Here is a 15,556-nt window from a genome sequence, read left to right on the forward strand (position 1 = left end):
CCGGATGCCGACAGGGGGAGGGTAGGACCGGCGGCACAGCGTCGGGTAGGCGACCGCCGATGTATGACAGTTTCATGTCGGTCCGGTTTCGTCGACCGCAGTCCTCCAGCGTTCGTCCGCCGTCCGTCCGGCGTTGTCCGGGGGTGTCCGGCCGTGTCCAGGATGCGCCGCCGGACACCCGGGGCACCTGCCAATGTCCCCAGGGCGGGTTGAGGCCCGCACCACGAAACCCTGGGGAAGGGGTACGTATGTCTCGTCCACACCCGACCGGGCTGCTGCGCCGGGCCGCCGCCGCGGCGTTCGGCGTCACCGTGCTCGTCACCGCGGTGGCCACCGCACCGGCCACCGCCGCGCCCGCTCCCGCCGCCGGGGGCAAGGTGACCGCCGCCGGGTCGTTCGTCGACAGTACGCCGGTGCCGGGCGGCTTCGCCTCCTGGAAGGAGCTGCTCGAACTCCAGCAGCGGATGAACACCGCCGCCGCCCGGATCACGAAGCTCGCGCAGCGCGACGCGAAGTCCGGTTTCGCCGGGGTGATCGCCGATCCCACCACCCGCAAGCTGCAGGTCTTCTGGAAGGGCGAGGCACCGGCCAGCCTGGTGGCGACCAGCCGGGCCACCGTACCGACCGAGGTGCTGCCCGCCACGTACACCCGGCGGGAGCTGGACGTCGCGGCGGCCAGGCTACGCCGGGCGGCCGGTGACAAGCTCACCACGGTCGGGCCGCGCGCCGACGGTGCCGGCCTCCTCGTCGGTACGCAGAGCGGCCTGCTCGGCGCGGCCGGCATGGCCGGCGTCCCGGTGACCGTGCAGACCGGTGTCGCCGCCGCGCCCGCCACCCGGTGGGACGACACCGCCCCGTGGTGGGGCGGCGGCGCGTGGCGCAACGCCACCACCGGTGGCGGTTGCTCGACCGGCTTCGGGGTCTTCCAGGGCGGGTCGGCGCGGATGCTCTCCGCCGCGCACTGCGGCAACATCAACAACGCCGCGACCGACCCGACCGGGCAGTCGATGGGCATCGTCGGCACCCGCAACGCCGGCACCGACACCCTGCTGCTGTCGGGTGCCTCGGGCGGACGGGTCTTCAACAACAGCACCGACGCCAACGGCGCGGTGGTCAGCGAGTTCAGCAACCAGGTGATCGGCGCGCAGGCCAGCCAGGTCGGCAACTTCGTCTGCACCTCGGGGGCGTACTCGGGAACCCGGTGCTCGATCCAGGTCAAGGCCCGGAACCTGTGCATCAACGTGCGTGACTTCGGCACGGTCTGCGGCCAGGTGCAGGCGGAGAGCACCACCCGTACCAACGCGGTCGGCCAGGGCGACAGCGGCGGCCCGGTGGAGATCGTCAACGCGGCGAACACCCTCCAGGTCTGGGCCACCGGCACCAACACCGCCATCGACGACGGCGGCGCGGTGACCGCCTGCACCGGTTACCGGCCCACCGGTCGGGTCTGCGCCTGGCGGATGTACTACGAGGACATCATCTCCGGGATGGCGGGCGTCGGCGCCTCGGGCGTGATCCTCGGCTGACGGACCAGGTCTCCGGTCGACGGGGGGCCGGCGGAGGAGGGTGGACCGGCGCGGCCCCGTGCGCCGGTCCACCCGACGGCCGGGTCGGTACGCGTGGCTCGCGTACCGACCCGGCCGCTCGTGATCGACCGGTCGGCGCGGGATTCACGAAATCGTCGACCGGAATGACGGCATCATCTTGTGACATCGTCGCACGTCACTAATTCACGACAAATGACGGCGGGCCGAAAACAATCGACACAGACCGCCGCCCGGAGGTTTGGCGCGTAGTGCAGATTCATTGACAGAGGTGCACAAGCCGCCCATCATCCCCACAACCGAATAAGTGCCATAACCGGCCGTATTCGAATCCTTGCTTTCCGCACACTGCATTGTTAGCCTCGTGGACACCCCCCGCGACCATTGGGGCCGACAAATGTCACCCGGATCACGCGAACTCTTACCGACAGACCTCGCACACAGATTTGGGAAAATCATGGAAACTGTGCGGACGAGGCTATGACAGCCACCCCCACCGCAGCGGTTAAACCGGGCGAGAACCCCCACCGCGGCGGCGATTTCCACCGTTACTGGATAGCCGGGGCGATCGACCAGCTCGGATCGCAGGCCACCGGCATCGTGCTCCCGCTGGTCACCCTGGCCGTGACCCGGTCACCGGCGGCGGCCGGGCTGGTGGGCGCGCTGGCCCTCACCGGCCGGCTCGTCGCCGCGCCGGTGGCGGGGGTGCTGGCCGACCGGCTGCCGCGCAAACGCATGATGATCGTCTCGCTGCTGGTCGCGGCCGGCGCGATGACCGCGATCCTCGTCTGCGTCGCAGCCGGCGTGCCGACCCTCGGGTTGCTGGCCGCCGCCGCGTTCGTCGAGGGGGTCGCGCAGAGCGGCTACGAGGCGGCCGGCTCCGGCGCGATCCGGCGGCTGTTGCCCACCGACGACCAGAAGGCGCTGGCCCGGCTGGAGGCCCGCAACAACGCCGCCCGGATCGTCGGCCCACTGCTCGGCGGCGCGCTCTACCAGCTCGCGCGTTGGCTGCCGTTCCTGGCGGACGTGGTGTCCTACCTGGTCGCGGCCGGGCTGGTGGCCACCATCCGCACCGACCTCACCCCCGAACGCCGGGAGCGCACCTCGTTCCGCACCGACCTGCGGGAGGGGCTGCGGTTCGTCTGGCGGCAGCCGTTCCTGCGCTTCGTGACGATCTGGGCCGCCGGCATCAACGTCACCTTCGGCGCGCTCGTCTACTACGCCATCCTGACCGCCGGCCGGCAGGGCGCCCCGGCCGCGTCGATCGGCCTTATCCTCACCATCGCCAGCGTCGGCGGCCTCGGCGGGGCGCTGGCCGCACCGATGATCTTCAGCCGGGTCCGACCGGTCACCGTCATCGTGTTCGCCTCGTGGGCCATGGTCGCCCTGGTCGTCGCGATGTCCCAGGCCCGGCAGACCTGGAGCTACGGTCTGCTGTTCGGGCTGGTCTTCCTGCTCAGCCCGCTGCTCGGGGTGATCTTCCAGTCCCGGGTGATCGCGGTGACGCCCGACGGGCTCCAGGGTCGGGTGGCCACCGTGATGGGCACCGTCGGCGAGGTGCTCCAGACGCCCGCACCGCTGCTGGCCGGGGTGCTGGTCGCCTGGTACAGCCCGGCCACGGTCGCCCTGGTGTTCGCCGCCGCGCTGGCGGTGCTGGCCACGTACACCACGCTCGTCGTGCGCCAGCTCCGGGCCGGCGCCGGCGCGACGGCCGGCACCGACGACGGCGTCGCCGCCGACCCCGACGGGACCGCCGACGGCGACGCCGGGGCCAGCGCCGATCCCGAGGAGGCCCACCGATGAGTCGCGGCCACCGGCTCTTCTACCCGGCGCTGCCGGTCGTCGCCGAACACGCCCCGCACCGGGCCGTCTACGTCGGCGACGCCGACGGCCGCTGCGAGATCCTGGCCTGGGACCGGGCCGCCGGCACCGCCCGGCAGGTGACCGACCGCCCGGCCGGCACGGTCCGGGCGGCGCTCGACCCGACGGGGGCCACCATCTGGTGGTTCGACGACGATCTCGGCGGTGTGGGCACCTGGCGGACGTGCGACTTCGACCGGCCCGACCGGTCGACGCGGGCGCTGCCGTCGGTGCTGCCCGCCCGGCATGCCGGCATCGCGATGGCCGCCGACGGCAGCACCGCCGTCGGCCTCTCCGACGACGGCGGGATGACCGTCTTCCTGCGTACCGGCGACGGGCGGGTCGGTGAACGCGTCCACGTCGGCGGCTACGCCTACCTGGTCGATCTCGACCCGGCCGGCCGGCTGCTGGTGGTCGGCGGCGACGCCGCCACCGACCGGGCGGTCACGGTGTTCACCGCCGACGGCACCCGGCTGGCCGACATCCCCGGCGGGCCGGACCGCCGGGTGTGGGCGCTCGGCTTCGCGCCGGGCGTCGACCTGGCCCGGCTGCTGCTGGTCGTCGAGGACGAGGGGGGCTACCTGCCGGCCACCTGGACCGCCGCCGAGGGGGTGGTCAGGCACGACTGGTGCCGCTTCGACACCGAGATCACCGCCGGCTGGTTCCCCGACGGGCAGCGCCTGCTCGTCCGACAGGACCGGCACGCCCGCACCCTGCTGCACGAGGTGGACCTCGCCGCCCGTACCCGGGCGGTGGTCGACACCCCGGCGGGCAGCGTCCTGGACGCCGCGGTCTGGCCGGACGGTGACATCGCGTACGTGTGGACCGACTCGGTGACCCCGCCGCAACTGCGCTCCGTGCGGGGTGTGGAGCTGCCGCAGCACCCCGGCGGTCGGCCCGACGTGGGCGGGCCGGAGGCCGTCGCGGCACCTACGGACTACCGCCGCGAGGAGATCCTGGTGCCCGGACCGGGCGGCCCGATCCCCGCGCTGGTGGCCCTCCCGGCCGACCGGGAAGGGCCCCGGCCGGCCGTCTTCCTGGTCCACGGCGGGCCGTTCCAGCACGCCCGCGACGCCTACGACCCGCTGGTCGAGATCCTGGTCAGCACCGGCTGCGCGGTGGTCCGGGTCAACTACCGGGGCTCCAGCGGGTACGGCGCGGCCTGGCGCAACGACTTCTCCGCCGGGGTCGGCCTCACCCAGTTGGAGGATCTCGCCGCGGTCCGGGCCCACCTGGTCGCCGAGGGTGTCGTCGAGGAGCGGCGCACCGCGCTGTGGGGCACCTCGTGGGGCGGCTACCTGACCCTGCTCGCGCTCGGCCGGCAACCGGAGCTGTGGCGGCTCGGCATCGCGATCAGCCCGGTGGCCGACTACGTCGCCGCGTTCGAGGCGGCCACCCCGGCGCTCCGGGAGCTGGACGTGCTGCTGTTCGGTGGCACCCCGGACGAGGTGCCGCAGCGCTACGCCCGTTCCTCGCCGGTCACCTACGTCGACCGGGTCCGGGCACCGGTGCTGCTGGCCGTCTCCACGGGTGACGTGCGCTGCCCGCCGGCCCCGGTGGAGCACTACGCGCGGCTGCTGGCCGAGCGGCGCATCCCGCACCAGGTGGTCCGGCGGCGGGCCGGACACGAGGACTTCGACGCGCAGAGCCACCTGGCTCTGATGCAGACCGTGCTGCTGTTCATGCAGCGGCACTTCGACGGCGTGCAGGACGAAGGCACCCCGGTGGCGCTCGCGATGGCGCGCCCGGTGGGCTGACCCCGGCACGTGACCTGTCCCCCCGATACCGGAGAGGAGGTGAACGACATGCGCAAGAACGTTGTCGAGAACGACCCGATCAACGGCAACCGCGACCAGCTTCGGGCCTCGAACGTCACGGTCACGGTCACGGTCAAGGTCAGCTTCTAGCGGCCGTACGGGGTGCGGGTCCAGGTGGCCCGCGCCCCGTATCCCCCGTCATCCGGCCCGGACATCACGAGAAAGGAGAGTTCACGTGCGGGTTCTGCTGGTCAATACGCCCTGGACTTCCATCGACGTCCCCTCGTTGGCAATCGGAATCCTCACCAACAGTGTCCGCCAGAAATTGCCGGATGCCGAGGTCGAGGCCGTCCACGCGAATCTCGATTTCGTCGACTGGGTGGTCGACCGGACGGAGTTCGGGCTGAGCGACTATTACTACTACTCGTTGTTCACCTATTTTGCCGGCTGCGGCGACTGGGTCTTCTCCTCCGCCCTGTACGACGATCCACAATGGCGCGTGAAAGAGTTCACCGACCGCGTCCGGACCCAGATGACGGAACGGGAACTCGCGCTCAACCTGGAGTTGCACCGGTTGGCACCGGAGTTCGTCGCCGAACTGGCCGACCGGATCGTCGCCCGGAAGCCCGACGTGGTCGGCTTCACCTCCACGTTCCAGCAGAACGCCGCCGCGCTCGCCACCGCCCGGGCGGTCAAGCAGCGGGCGCCCGGCATCCGTACGGTGATGGGCGGCGCGAACTGCGACGGCGAGCAGGGTGCCGCGATCCACCGCAACTTCTCGTTCGTCGACTACGTGGTCCGTGGCGAGGGCGAGGCGGTGTTCCCCAGACTGCTCGCCGCGATCGGCGCGACACTGCCCGCAGCCGACCCGGCCGACCCGGCCGAGCCAGCCGACCCGGCCGGCGCGGTGCCGGCGGACGCGCTGACCGGCATCGAGGGGCTGTGCTGGGCCGACGCCGACGGTCGTTCGGTGGCCAACCCGATGAGCAGCAAACCGCTGCCGCCGGCCGAGATCGTCGCCCCGGACTACGGTGGCTACTTCGAGCGGCTGGCCGCCTCCCGGGCCCGCAACTGGGTCGAGCCCCGGCTGGTCGTCGAGGGGGCGCGGGGCTGTTGGTGGGGCGAGAAGCACCACTGCACGTTCTGCGGCCTCAACGGGTCGTTCATGCAGTTCCGCAGCAAGCACCCGGGCAGGTTCTACGACGAGATCATCGAACTGGTCGAGCGGCACCAGGTGCTGGACATGTTCGTCGTGGACAACATCCTCGACATGAGCTACGTGACCTCGCTGCTGCCCCGGCTCACCGAGTCCGGCTACGACCTGCGGTTGCAGTACGAGATCAAGTCGAACATGAAGGGCCCGCAGGTGCAGGCGCTGGCCGACGCCGGCCTGGTCAGCGTGCAGCCCGGCATCGAGAGCCTCAACAGCCGGGTGCTCAAGCTGATGGACAAGGGGGTCAGCGGCTGCCTCAACATCCGGATGCTGCGCGACGCCGAGACCAGCGGCATCACCATCGCCTGGAACTACCTGTACGGGTTCCCGGGCGAGACCGAGGCCGACTACCTGCCGGTCATCGAGCAGATGCCGGCCCTGCACCACCTGTGCCCGGCCGACGGCAGCACCCGGATCGCCATCGAACGGTTCAGCCCGTTCTTCGTCCGTCCCGAGCTGGGTTTCACCGACCTGCGGCCGGCGGCGCAGTACCGGCTGATCTACGACCTGCCCGAGTCGGAGCTGATGGACCTGGCCTACCTGTTCGACGTCGCGCCGCAGGGCATCGACGGCGCGACGGCCGACCGGCTGGGCCGGGCGGTCACCGAGTGGCAACACGAGTACGCCCGCAGCCGGCTCACCCACCACGACCTCGGTGACGAGATCGTGCTGGTCAGCCGGCGCAAGCACTTCGACTGGCACCTGCTACGGCTGACCGACCCCGTCGAGGTGGCCGTCTTCCGGCAGCTCGACCAGCCGCACAGCATAGCCACGTTGAGCCGACGGCTGTCGGTCGACGAGCCGGTCCTTACGGCGTTGTTGGGGCGCTGGCGCGATCTCGGCCTGGTCTACGAGGACGCGGGGCAGTTCATCCAGATCGCCCCGCAGGCGATGAACCAGGATCTGCTGCGCATCGACCACCTGCACCTGGAACGCGAGGCCGCGGAGACCGGGGCAGCCGCCGGGGCGGGCGAGCCGGCCGTGCTCAGCGCGGTCTGAGGGGAGGGAACGTGTCCACCACCGACACCGGTCTACGGCCCATCCTGGTCGGTCTCGCCCGGGACCACGACCCGGCCGTCCTGTCCATCCCCGGCATGACCATCGGTCCGGCCGAACTGCGCGAACCGGCCGCCGACGCGGTCGCCCGCTGGCGTGCCGACGGGGTACGCCGGGTCGACGTTCCCGACCTGGTGGACCTGACGGTCACCGGGGACGACGCGACGGCCGTCGACACGGTCCGCCGGCTGGTGCTGGTCCGGGAGCTGACCAGCCACGGCATCGCCGTCGACTGGCGGCTGCGGCTGCCGGGCGTCGAGGCCGACGAGTGGCTCCCGTACAGCCACCTGCGGGCACCGGTCGAGCTGCTTGCGGCACCGGGGGGCGAGGGTGACCCGGCCGGGCAGCTCGACGCCTGGGTCCGGGGCTTCTACTTCGACAAGTGCACCTACCGTCGGGGTCCGGGGTTCGTCCAGGTGCGGGACCGCCGCTCCGGCCGGTTGAACCTGCTGACCATCGACGATCCGGCGTACCTGGCGGTGCTCGACCAGTTGCTGGACGGTGCCGCCGTCACGGAGGTCGACCTCGCCATCGCCCGTGACTTCGGCGCGGAGGGGCTGGTCACGAAGATCGGCGAGCTGCTGGTGTGGCTGCCGCACCGGCTGCGCCGCTGGCCCCTGCCGTCGATGGTGATCTGACCGCCCGGCACCGGCCGCGTCACCGACCGCCCGCCCACCCGCCCGCGACCCCGGGCCGGTGGGCGGGCGGTCTCGCGTCCACCCTCGGCTGGCGGTTCTCGAAAGTTTCGGGTATACAGGGGAGGCGGCCCCCTCGCGGCCGAATTAACACACGCCCCCTGCGGCCCCATCTCGGTGACAGCCGACGTCAGCCCGTCGAAATCGGTTCCGCGTCGGACCGCCGCTCAGGACGATGTTTCGGGAAGATTTCCGAAACTTGTTGACAGGTGGAGCATCGACACCCTACCGTCGCCATCGACGGCACTCGATGCTGTCGACACCACCCACCGCGACCCGTCCCCCCGGTTTCTGCTGGACGACCGGCCCACCACCGCGTGGTGGCACACACCGAATGACCGGCTGCCGCACCTGGCCACGGACAGTCCACCGGGTCGTACCGCGTCGCTGGCGTCCGCCAGCTGTCACGAGGAGGAACACGTACATGAGCGACACCTCGACCCGACCGCGAAGGAGCGGTCGCCTGCGGCTGCTGCTCAGCGCCGCGTGCGCCGCGGCGCTCGCCGTCACCGGCACGTTCATCGCCTCGCCCAACGCGTACGCGGAGAACGACCGGACCCTCACCTCGAACCTCACCGGCACGCACAACGGCTACTTCTTCTCGTTCTGGAAGGACAGCGGCAACGCCAGCATGACGCTGCGTGCCGACGGCCGCTACAGCAGCAGCTGGGACCGGAGCACCAACAACTGGGTCGGCGGCAAGGGCTGGGCCACCGGCACCCGGCGGACGGTCAGCTACTCGGGCAGCTACAACCCGGGCAACAACAACACCTACCTCGCCCTGTACGGCTGGACCCGCAACCCGCTCATCGAGTACTACGTGGTGGAGAACTTCGGCAGCTACAACCCGAGCAGCGGCGCGACCCGGCTGGGCACGGTGACCACCGACGGCGGCACCTACGACATCCTGCGCAGTCTGCGCACCAACGCCCCGTCGATCGACGGCATCCAGACGTTCTACCAGTACTGGAGCGTCAGGCAGCAGAAGCGCAGCAGCGGCACCATCACCACCGCCAACCACTTCGACGCCTGGGCCCGCGCCGGCCTGAACCTCGGCACCAACCACAGCTACCAGATCATGGCGACCGAGGGTTACCAGAGCCAGGGCAGCTCCGACATCACCGTCCGCGAGGGTGGCGGCAGCAACCCGACCAGCGGGCCGACCGGCAACCCGACCACCACCCCGCCTGCCGGCGGCAACTGCACCGCGGTGCTCTCGGCCGCCGAGCAGTGGGGTGACCGGTTCAACCTGAACGTCGCGGTCAGCGGCACCAGCAACTGGGTGGTCAGCCTCGGCCTGGGCGGCGGCCAGAGCATCCAGAACAGCTGGAACGCCTCGGTCAGCGGCACCAGCGGCACCGTCACCGCCAGGCCGAACGGCAACGGCAACAACTTCGGCATCACCATCATGGCGAACGGCAACTGGAGCTGGCCGACGGTCAGCTGTCGAACGGCCTGATCCCGACCGGTTCCTGAGCACGACACAGCGGCGGGCGGCCCCGGTGTCACCGGGACCGCCCGCCGTGCCGTTGCCTGCGGTCAGCCGCGTATCCACTGCTGGTTGCTGCCGCCGTTACAGGTCCAGAGCTGGACGGCGGAGCCGTTGGCGGTGGCCCCGCCGTTGATGTCCAGGCACAACCCGGAGGCGACCCCGACGATGGTGCCGTCGGCGTTGAGCCGCCACTGCTGGTTGGTGCCGCCGGTGCAGCTCCAGATCCGGGCCCGGGTCCCCGACGCGGCGCTCGCCACGTCCAGGCACTTGTTGCCGTAGACGGTGAGCTGGTTGGTCGAGGTGAGCGACCAACGCTGGTTGGCACCGCCGTTGCAGTCCCAGATCTGCACCACCGCGCCGTCGGTCTGGCTGGCCCCGTTGACGTCCAGGCACCGGTTCGAGCCCGCGCCCCGGATCTCCCCCGTCGGGGTGCCCGGGGAGCCGACGGCGGTCACCGAGAGGTTGTCGAACTGGGCGGTGACGCCCTGGCCGGTGCCGTAGCCGATCTGGCCGGCGACCCAGGTGGAGTCGGTGGCCGTGCCGACGGTGGTGCCGTCGATGGCGGCGGTCAGCGTGCTGCCGTTGAGCGTGAACGCCAGGTTGTGCCACCGCCCGGTGCCCAGCGCCGAGGTGTTGCCGCTGGCCAGGGTGCGCCAGTTGCCGCTGGTGTTGTTGCTGCGGATCGACCAGGCCCCGCCGTCGGTGACCCGGAAGTAGTACCCGTTCATGTTCTGCGGGCCCTGGTGGTTGTAGGTGTTGCCGCGCCCGATGAGCTGCGCGTAGCCGGACTTCTCCAGCAGCACGTCGGAGGAGACCGTGTAGTTGCGCCAGGTCAGGTCGCCCAGCAGGGTGTACGGCTCGGCCTGCCCGGAGGTCCAGTAGATCGGGGCCTGCTCGGACATCTGGCGGACGCACTGCCCGCTGCGGCCGGCGGCGCACCCGACGATCTCGAAGGAGCCCTGCTGGTCCATCAGGTACCGCGCCTCACGGCCGGTGGCGTACGAGTCGAAGGTGTCGGTGTACGGCAGCTTCAGGTTGCCCTGCGCCGGGCTGACCGCCGTGCCCTTGCCCTGCCCGCTGGTGGTGGTGATGCTGTAGACGTAGCCGGGCTGGACGGTGAGCGAGAAGCGCCCGCCGCTCGGGGTGATGTCGCTGCCCCGCACGAAGTGGTCGGCGGTGTTGTTGGAGCGCACGTTGGTCGACCAGACCCGTACCGTGCCGGTGGACAGGCCGCCGGTGACGGTGAAGTCGAGGGTCTGCGCCGCGCTGGCGTCCATCGTCTCGATGATGGTGCTGTAGTCGCTGTTGTTGGTGGACTTCAGCGAGACGTAGCTGCCGTTGTTGCGGTTGCCGCCGATATACCCGCTCGACGCGTCGAGGTAGCGCCAGCCCGGGGCGGTGAACTGGGTGGTCTGCGCCATCACCCAGGCGTTCTTGCCGATCGAGTACGCCCCGGACCACGGCTGCTGGGCCACCGCCACGCCCGTGGTCGCCCAGGGGATGTTCGGGGTGATGGCGGCGATGACCGGCCAGTTGATGTACGCGGTCATCTTGCCGTCGAGGTAGCCCCGGTTGATGCCCCGGGCGAGCGCCTGCGCGCCCGCGTTGTAGTCGTCGGAGCCGTTCTCGCTGGCCCACAGCGACTTGCCGGTGGACACCGCGTTGTTGGAGCTGGGGCAGCTGGTCTGGGCGCTGCGGTAGCCGCAGACGTAGTGGCTGCCGAAGACCTGCACGGCGTTGCCGAAGGCCGGGTCGCGCAGCGACTCGTCGGCCGCGCCCCAGCCGAAGTCGTCCGAGGCGACGATCTTGACGTTGCTGTAGCCGCGGGCGTTGAGGGTGGAGCGCAGGTTCTTGTACCAGGTGGCGTTGTATCCCTTTTCGTTCCACCCGCCCAGGTAGTTGATGGTCAACCCGTGGGTGCCCGCGCAGTCCAGCCAGGCCACCAGGTAGTCGATCGAGTCGGTGGACCAGAAGTTGCCGTTGCCGATCCAACCGGGCGCACCCCAGGCCAGGCCGACCAGGGCGATGTTGGGGTTACGGGCGCGGGCCTGCTCCATCATCCACCACTCGTAGCCCCGGTTGCAGTTGATGCTGCCCCGGGTGTGCTCGTGGCTGGGCTCGGCGCCGGAGGTGGAGTTGGTGTCGCCGCCGATCTCCACCTTCATCAGTTGCATCGCCGCGCCGTAGCCCGGCTTGAACAGGTAGTCCAGGATGTCGCTGCGTTGCGGCTCCGGGTAGTCGACGAGCAGCCGGCTGTTGCCGCCACCGCCGCTGACCGCGCCGATGCCGTCCAGCGCCCGGCCGCCGGACCCGCCGTTGATCGTGATGGCGGTGGCCGCCTGGGCGGGTGAGGCGAACCCGGTGAGCACGGCCGCCGCCGCGACCGTCGCCCCGAGCAACGATACGGCCCACCGCCGGGGACGCCATCCGCTGTGCCACGGTCCGCGCGGTGCCCCGCCGCCACCCACACCCCGTCGACGACTTGTTGAACTGAACATCTGACTCGCCTCCCCAGCCGGTCTCCGGCCCCGAAGCTCTCCGGCGCGGGACGGGACGCTGCCCGTCGACCCACGCGACCCTGACATCGTTGATCATCGATGATCAGACGTCACATGTTAGGCACCACAACGCGCTGCGGTCAACGTCACCAGTGGAGCGAAACCGCCGATCAGCGCGCCTTTTGGTGAACGGATCCGGCGGCAGACTTTTGTAATGATCAGACGAATGTTCCGGCGGAGGCCCCACGCCGGCGGGAGGCGGGCACACCGCCGACCCGACCGTCGCCGGATCGGCGGCGGCGCGGGTCGACGGCGTGGCGCGTCCGGATCAGCCCGGCAGGACCAGCTGCGCCGGGGTCGAACGGTGGGTCGTGGTGCCGTCACCCAACTGCCCGGACATGTTGTTGCCCCAGCACCACAGGCTCCCGTCGGTACGCACGTCGCAGCTGTGATAGCTGACGGCCAGGTTCTGCGTCCAGGTGGTCAGGGTGCCGACGCGCAGCGGAGCGGACCGGTGGGTGGTGGTGCCGTCGCCCAACTGCCCGAACCCGTTGTTGCCCCAGCACCACAGGCTCCCGTCGGTACGCAGTGCGCACGACGAGTCCACGCTGGCGTCCACCTTCGTCCAGGTGGTCGCGGTGCCGACCTGGATCGGGCTGGTCTGCACGCCGGTGCCGGCGCCGACCTGGCCGTACCCGTTCTCACCCCAGCACCACAGCGTCCCGTCGGTGCGGTTCGCGCAGGTGTGCGCGTGCCCGGCCGTCACGCCGGCCCACGAGGTCGCGGTGCCCACCTGCGCCGGGGTGGCCCGGTAGCCGAGGATGCCCACGCCGAGCTGCCCGTCGGTGCTGTCGCCCCAGCACCACAGGGTGCCGCCGGTACGCACGCCGCAGCTGTGCGCGTACCCGGTGGTCACGCTCGTCCAGGTGGTCTCCGTGCCCACCTGCACCGGGCTGGTCGCCCGGGAGGGGGACGTGCCGACGCCGAGCTGCGCGTTGCGGTTCAGGCCCCAGCACCACAGCGTGCCCGTGGTCTGGACGCCACAGGTGTGGTTGGCGCCCGCGCTGACGCTGGCCCAGTTGGTGGCGGTGCCGACCTGCACCGGGGTGCTCCGGCTGGTGGTGGTGCCGTCACCGAGCTGCCCGTTGTAGTTGCCACCCCAGCACCACAGCGTGCCGTCGGTACGGATCGCGCAGGTGTTGCTGGTGCCCGCGTCGACCTTCGACCAGGTGGTGGCGGTGCCGACCTGCACCGGTGTGGTGCGGTTGGTGGTGGTGCCGTCACCGAGCTTGCCGCCGTAGTTGTCCCCCCAGCACCACAGTGTGCCGTCGGTACGGACCGCACATGTGTGCAGGTCACCCGTGGTGATCTGGGAGACCGGGGCGGCGGCGAGCGCGACGCCGGACGTGCCCTGCCCGGTGACGCCGACCCCCGCGACGGCCGCACCCGCCGAGAAGCCGACCGCGAGCGTGGCGATCCCGAGCGAGACCGCCGCCGCGGTGACGGCGGTGCGGGCCGTCCGCCGCCATCGGGCCCACAGCCGACTGTCCTGTTGTTCGTTCATGTTCTGTTCTCTCCCCAGACGAACGTCGATTTCTGCACGGCGGAGGCAGCGTCGCCCCGGCGGGTCGCATCGACCCACCTCGTACAGCAGTGACCCTATGCATTGAATTGCATCAATGCATAGCTCCCGCCGGGGCAACCTTGGTCCTACCGATGTCCTCCGCTGACGTCCCAGCGGCTCAGCTCCGGCTCCACCGCTGGCCGGCGCTGCCGTTGCAGTCCCAGATCTGGGTACGCGTGCCGTTGGCCGTACCGCTGCCGACCACGTCCAGGCAGCGGCCCGAGCCGACCGCGGTGATCGTGCCGTCGGCGTTGAACCGCCACCGCTGGTTGGCCTGGCCGTTGCAGTCCCAGATGATCACCGAGCTGCCGTTGGCGGTGGCCGCGCCGTTGACGTCCAGGCACTTGCCGCCGAACACCCGCAGCTCCTGGGCGGCCGTCGAGGTCCAGCTCTGGTTGGCCTGCCCGTGGCAGTCCCAGATGATCGCCGCGGAGCCGTTGGTCTGCGTGCCGCCGTTGACGTCCAGGCAGCGCCCGGAGGACGAGTTGCGCACGGCGCCCGTGCCGCCCGGGGGCGGGGTGGTCGGGTTACCGGTCGGCGTCACCGTCGGGCTCGGCGTCGGCTCGGTGCTGCCGAACTGGGTGAAGAACCGCCACACCTCGACCTTGGTCCAGGTCCGCACGCCGCTGTCCCCGCCCCCGTCGACCGGACCCGGGGTGTGCCCGCCGTCGAAGGCGGCCCACACGACCGGGTAGCCGGCGCGGCAGCCGGAGTAGGTGGTGGTGATGTGGGTCAGGCTGCCGGCCCGGGGCTCGGGCGGGCTCTGCGCCGTGCACCCGTTGTTGCGCACGAAGGTGTCCCGCAGGGACCGGCCGGCCGAGACGTTGAGCACCGGGTCCCCGATGCCGTGGATGCCCATGTAGGCGATCGGCTGGCTGCCGCCGCTGCACCCGCTGAGCTGCCCGCCGGAGTAGACCGCGACGGCCCGGAAGACGTTCGCCCGGGAGCAGGCCAGCGAGTAGCTCATCCCGCCGCCGTAGCTGAAGCCCAGCGCGAACAGCTGCGTGGTGTCGACGCACAGGTCGTTCTCGATCAGCCGGACCATGTCGTCGACGAAGGTGACGTCCTGCCCGCCGGGGTTGGCCCAGCCGTTGCCGTTGCCCTGGGGGGCCACGAAGATCGTGCTGTTGTTCGCCTGCTGGCGCAGCCCGTAGTAGGACCAGGCGGCCCCGTCCGCGCCGCCTCCGTCGACGTCGTTGGCGGTGCCGCCGTTCCAGTGGAAGCCGAAGATCAGCCGGTACTGGTGGTTGCGGTCGTAGCCGTCGGGGATCCGGAGGATGAAGCTGCGGTTCTGGCCGCTGCTCTGGATGGTCCGCTGGCCGCTGGTCAACGTGGGTGCCTTGCCGCACCCGGCGGTCGCGGCGGCCGCCGAGACACCGGCCGCCGCGGCGGTGGTGCCGGGGCCGCCGGCGAGGGTCGTCGCGCCCACGGTCACGACGAGGGCCGCCGCCGCCGCGAGGGAACCGAGGATGGATCTGCGCCTTGTCACGATGGGGCTCCTGCCACTCGGCATGACTGCTTCGGGTACGGGGTCCACGACGGTTCCGACGTGTCGCGCCCGACCTGCTCCCGCCGACCGCACCCGCCAAGGACGGCCCACCGGGAGACGCGCGGTACGCGTACGACGCCGACCGGCCCGTCGCCGCAGCTGCCAGCCTTGCGGGGCCCGCTGCCCAGGCGGGACCGGCTGGTCGTGGAATCGGCCGGTGGTCCACGTCGTGCCCGAACGCCACCCGGTCGAGGTCCGGTGTGGTGGCGCCGGACGTCGAATCGATTCGGCAAGACCCTAGGTCGGATAGTGAAATATGTCAATGCTG

At 71.1% G+C, this 15,556-nt stretch carries 9 protein-coding genes; 6 read left to right on the forward strand and 3 right to left on the reverse strand.

What is annotated here, in order from left to right:
• The first annotated feature begins 248 nt into the window (after nt 1-248).
• From ACWCHM_RS21355 to ACWCHM_RS21380, 6 genes are all read left to right on the forward strand, one after another.
• Nucleotides 249-1,526: a hypothetical protein gene (locus ACWCHM_RS21355; RefSeq protein WP_454219511.1), complete on the forward strand. Its 1,278-nt coding sequence runs from the start codon at nt 249-251 to the stop codon at nt 1,524-1,526.
• Nucleotides 1,527-2,024: 498 nt separating this feature from the next.
• Nucleotides 2,025-3,347, forward strand: a complete 1,323-nt coding sequence (locus tag ACWCHM_RS21360; RefSeq protein WP_454219513.1) for an MFS transporter — start codon at nt 2,025-2,027, stop codon at nt 3,345-3,347.
• Nucleotides 3,344-5,161 (forward strand): prolyl oligopeptidase family serine peptidase, encoded by a 1,818-nt coding sequence (locus tag ACWCHM_RS21365; RefSeq protein ID WP_454219515.1) that lies wholly within the window; start codon nt 3,344-3,346, stop codon nt 5,159-5,161. Before ACWCHM_RS21360 ends, ACWCHM_RS21365 begins: the two co-directional genes overlap by 4 nt.
• Nucleotides 5,162-5,396: 235 nt before the next feature.
• Nucleotides 5,397-7,373, forward strand: a complete 1,977-nt coding sequence (locus ACWCHM_RS21370) for a RiPP maturation radical SAM C-methyltransferase (protein ID WP_454219516.1) — start codon at nt 5,397-5,399, stop codon at nt 7,371-7,373.
• 11 nt (nt 7,374-7,384) lie between these two features.
• Complete coding sequence (locus tag ACWCHM_RS21375) at nt 7,385-8,068, forward strand: DUF5825 family protein (RefSeq protein ID WP_454219517.1); 684 nt, start codon at nt 7,385-7,387, stop codon at nt 8,066-8,068.
• 481 nt (nt 8,069-8,549) lie between these two features.
• Complete coding sequence (locus ACWCHM_RS21380; RefSeq protein ID WP_204956729.1) at nt 8,550-9,584, forward strand: glycoside hydrolase family 11 protein; 1,035 nt, start codon at nt 8,550-8,552, stop codon at nt 9,582-9,584.
• Between the two features lie 80 nt (nt 9,585-9,664).
• On the opposite strand, the gene ACWCHM_RS21385 is transcribed toward ACWCHM_RS21380, so the two are convergent.
• The 3 genes from ACWCHM_RS21385 to ACWCHM_RS21395 form a co-directional block, all read right to left on the reverse strand.
• Nucleotides 9,665-12,115 carry a ricin-type beta-trefoil lectin domain protein gene (locus ACWCHM_RS21385; protein WP_454219519.1) on the reverse strand — a complete coding sequence of 817 codons (2,451 nt, stop codon included), beginning with the start codon at nt 12,113-12,115 and terminating at the stop codon, nt 9,665-9,667.
• Nucleotides 12,116-12,443: 328 nt separating this feature from the next.
• Nucleotides 12,444-13,679 (reverse strand): RCC1 domain-containing protein, encoded by a 1,236-nt coding sequence (locus ACWCHM_RS21390; protein WP_454219521.1) that lies wholly within the window; start codon nt 13,677-13,679, stop codon nt 12,444-12,446.
• 178 nt (nt 13,680-13,857) lie between these two features.
• Entirely contained in the window at nt 13,858-15,228 is a 1,371-nt protein-coding gene (locus ACWCHM_RS21395; RefSeq protein WP_281900020.1) for a lectin, read from the reverse strand.
• Between the last annotated feature and the right edge of the window lie 328 nt (nt 15,229-15,556).

It is taken from the genome of Micromonospora sp. SCSIO 07396 (assembly GCF_053667945.1).

What these genes read in the sequence shown, in the direction of transcription:
- ACWCHM_RS21380 (WP_204956729.1), top strand. Translation starts at nt 8,550, where the DNA reads ATGAGCGACACCTCGACCCGACCGCGAAGGAGCGGTCGCCTGCGGCTG.
- ACWCHM_RS21355 (WP_454219511.1), top strand. Translation starts at nt 249, where the DNA reads ATGTCTCGTCCACACCCGACCGGGCTGCTGCGCCGGGCCGCCGCCGCG.
- ACWCHM_RS21360 (WP_454219513.1), top strand. Translation starts at nt 2,025, where the DNA reads ATGACAGCCACCCCCACCGCAGCGGTTAAACCGGGCGAGAACCCCCAC.
- ACWCHM_RS21365 (WP_454219515.1), top strand. Translation starts at nt 3,344, where the DNA reads ATGAGTCGCGGCCACCGGCTCTTCTACCCGGCGCTGCCGGTCGTCGCC.
- ACWCHM_RS21385 (WP_454219519.1), bottom strand. Translation starts at nt 12,115, where the DNA reads ATGTTCAGTTCAACAAGTCGTCGACGGGGTGTGGGTGGCGGCGGGGCA.
- ACWCHM_RS21390 (WP_454219521.1), bottom strand. Translation starts at nt 13,679, where the DNA reads ATGAACGAACAACAGGACAGTCGGCTGTGGGCCCGATGGCGGCGGACG.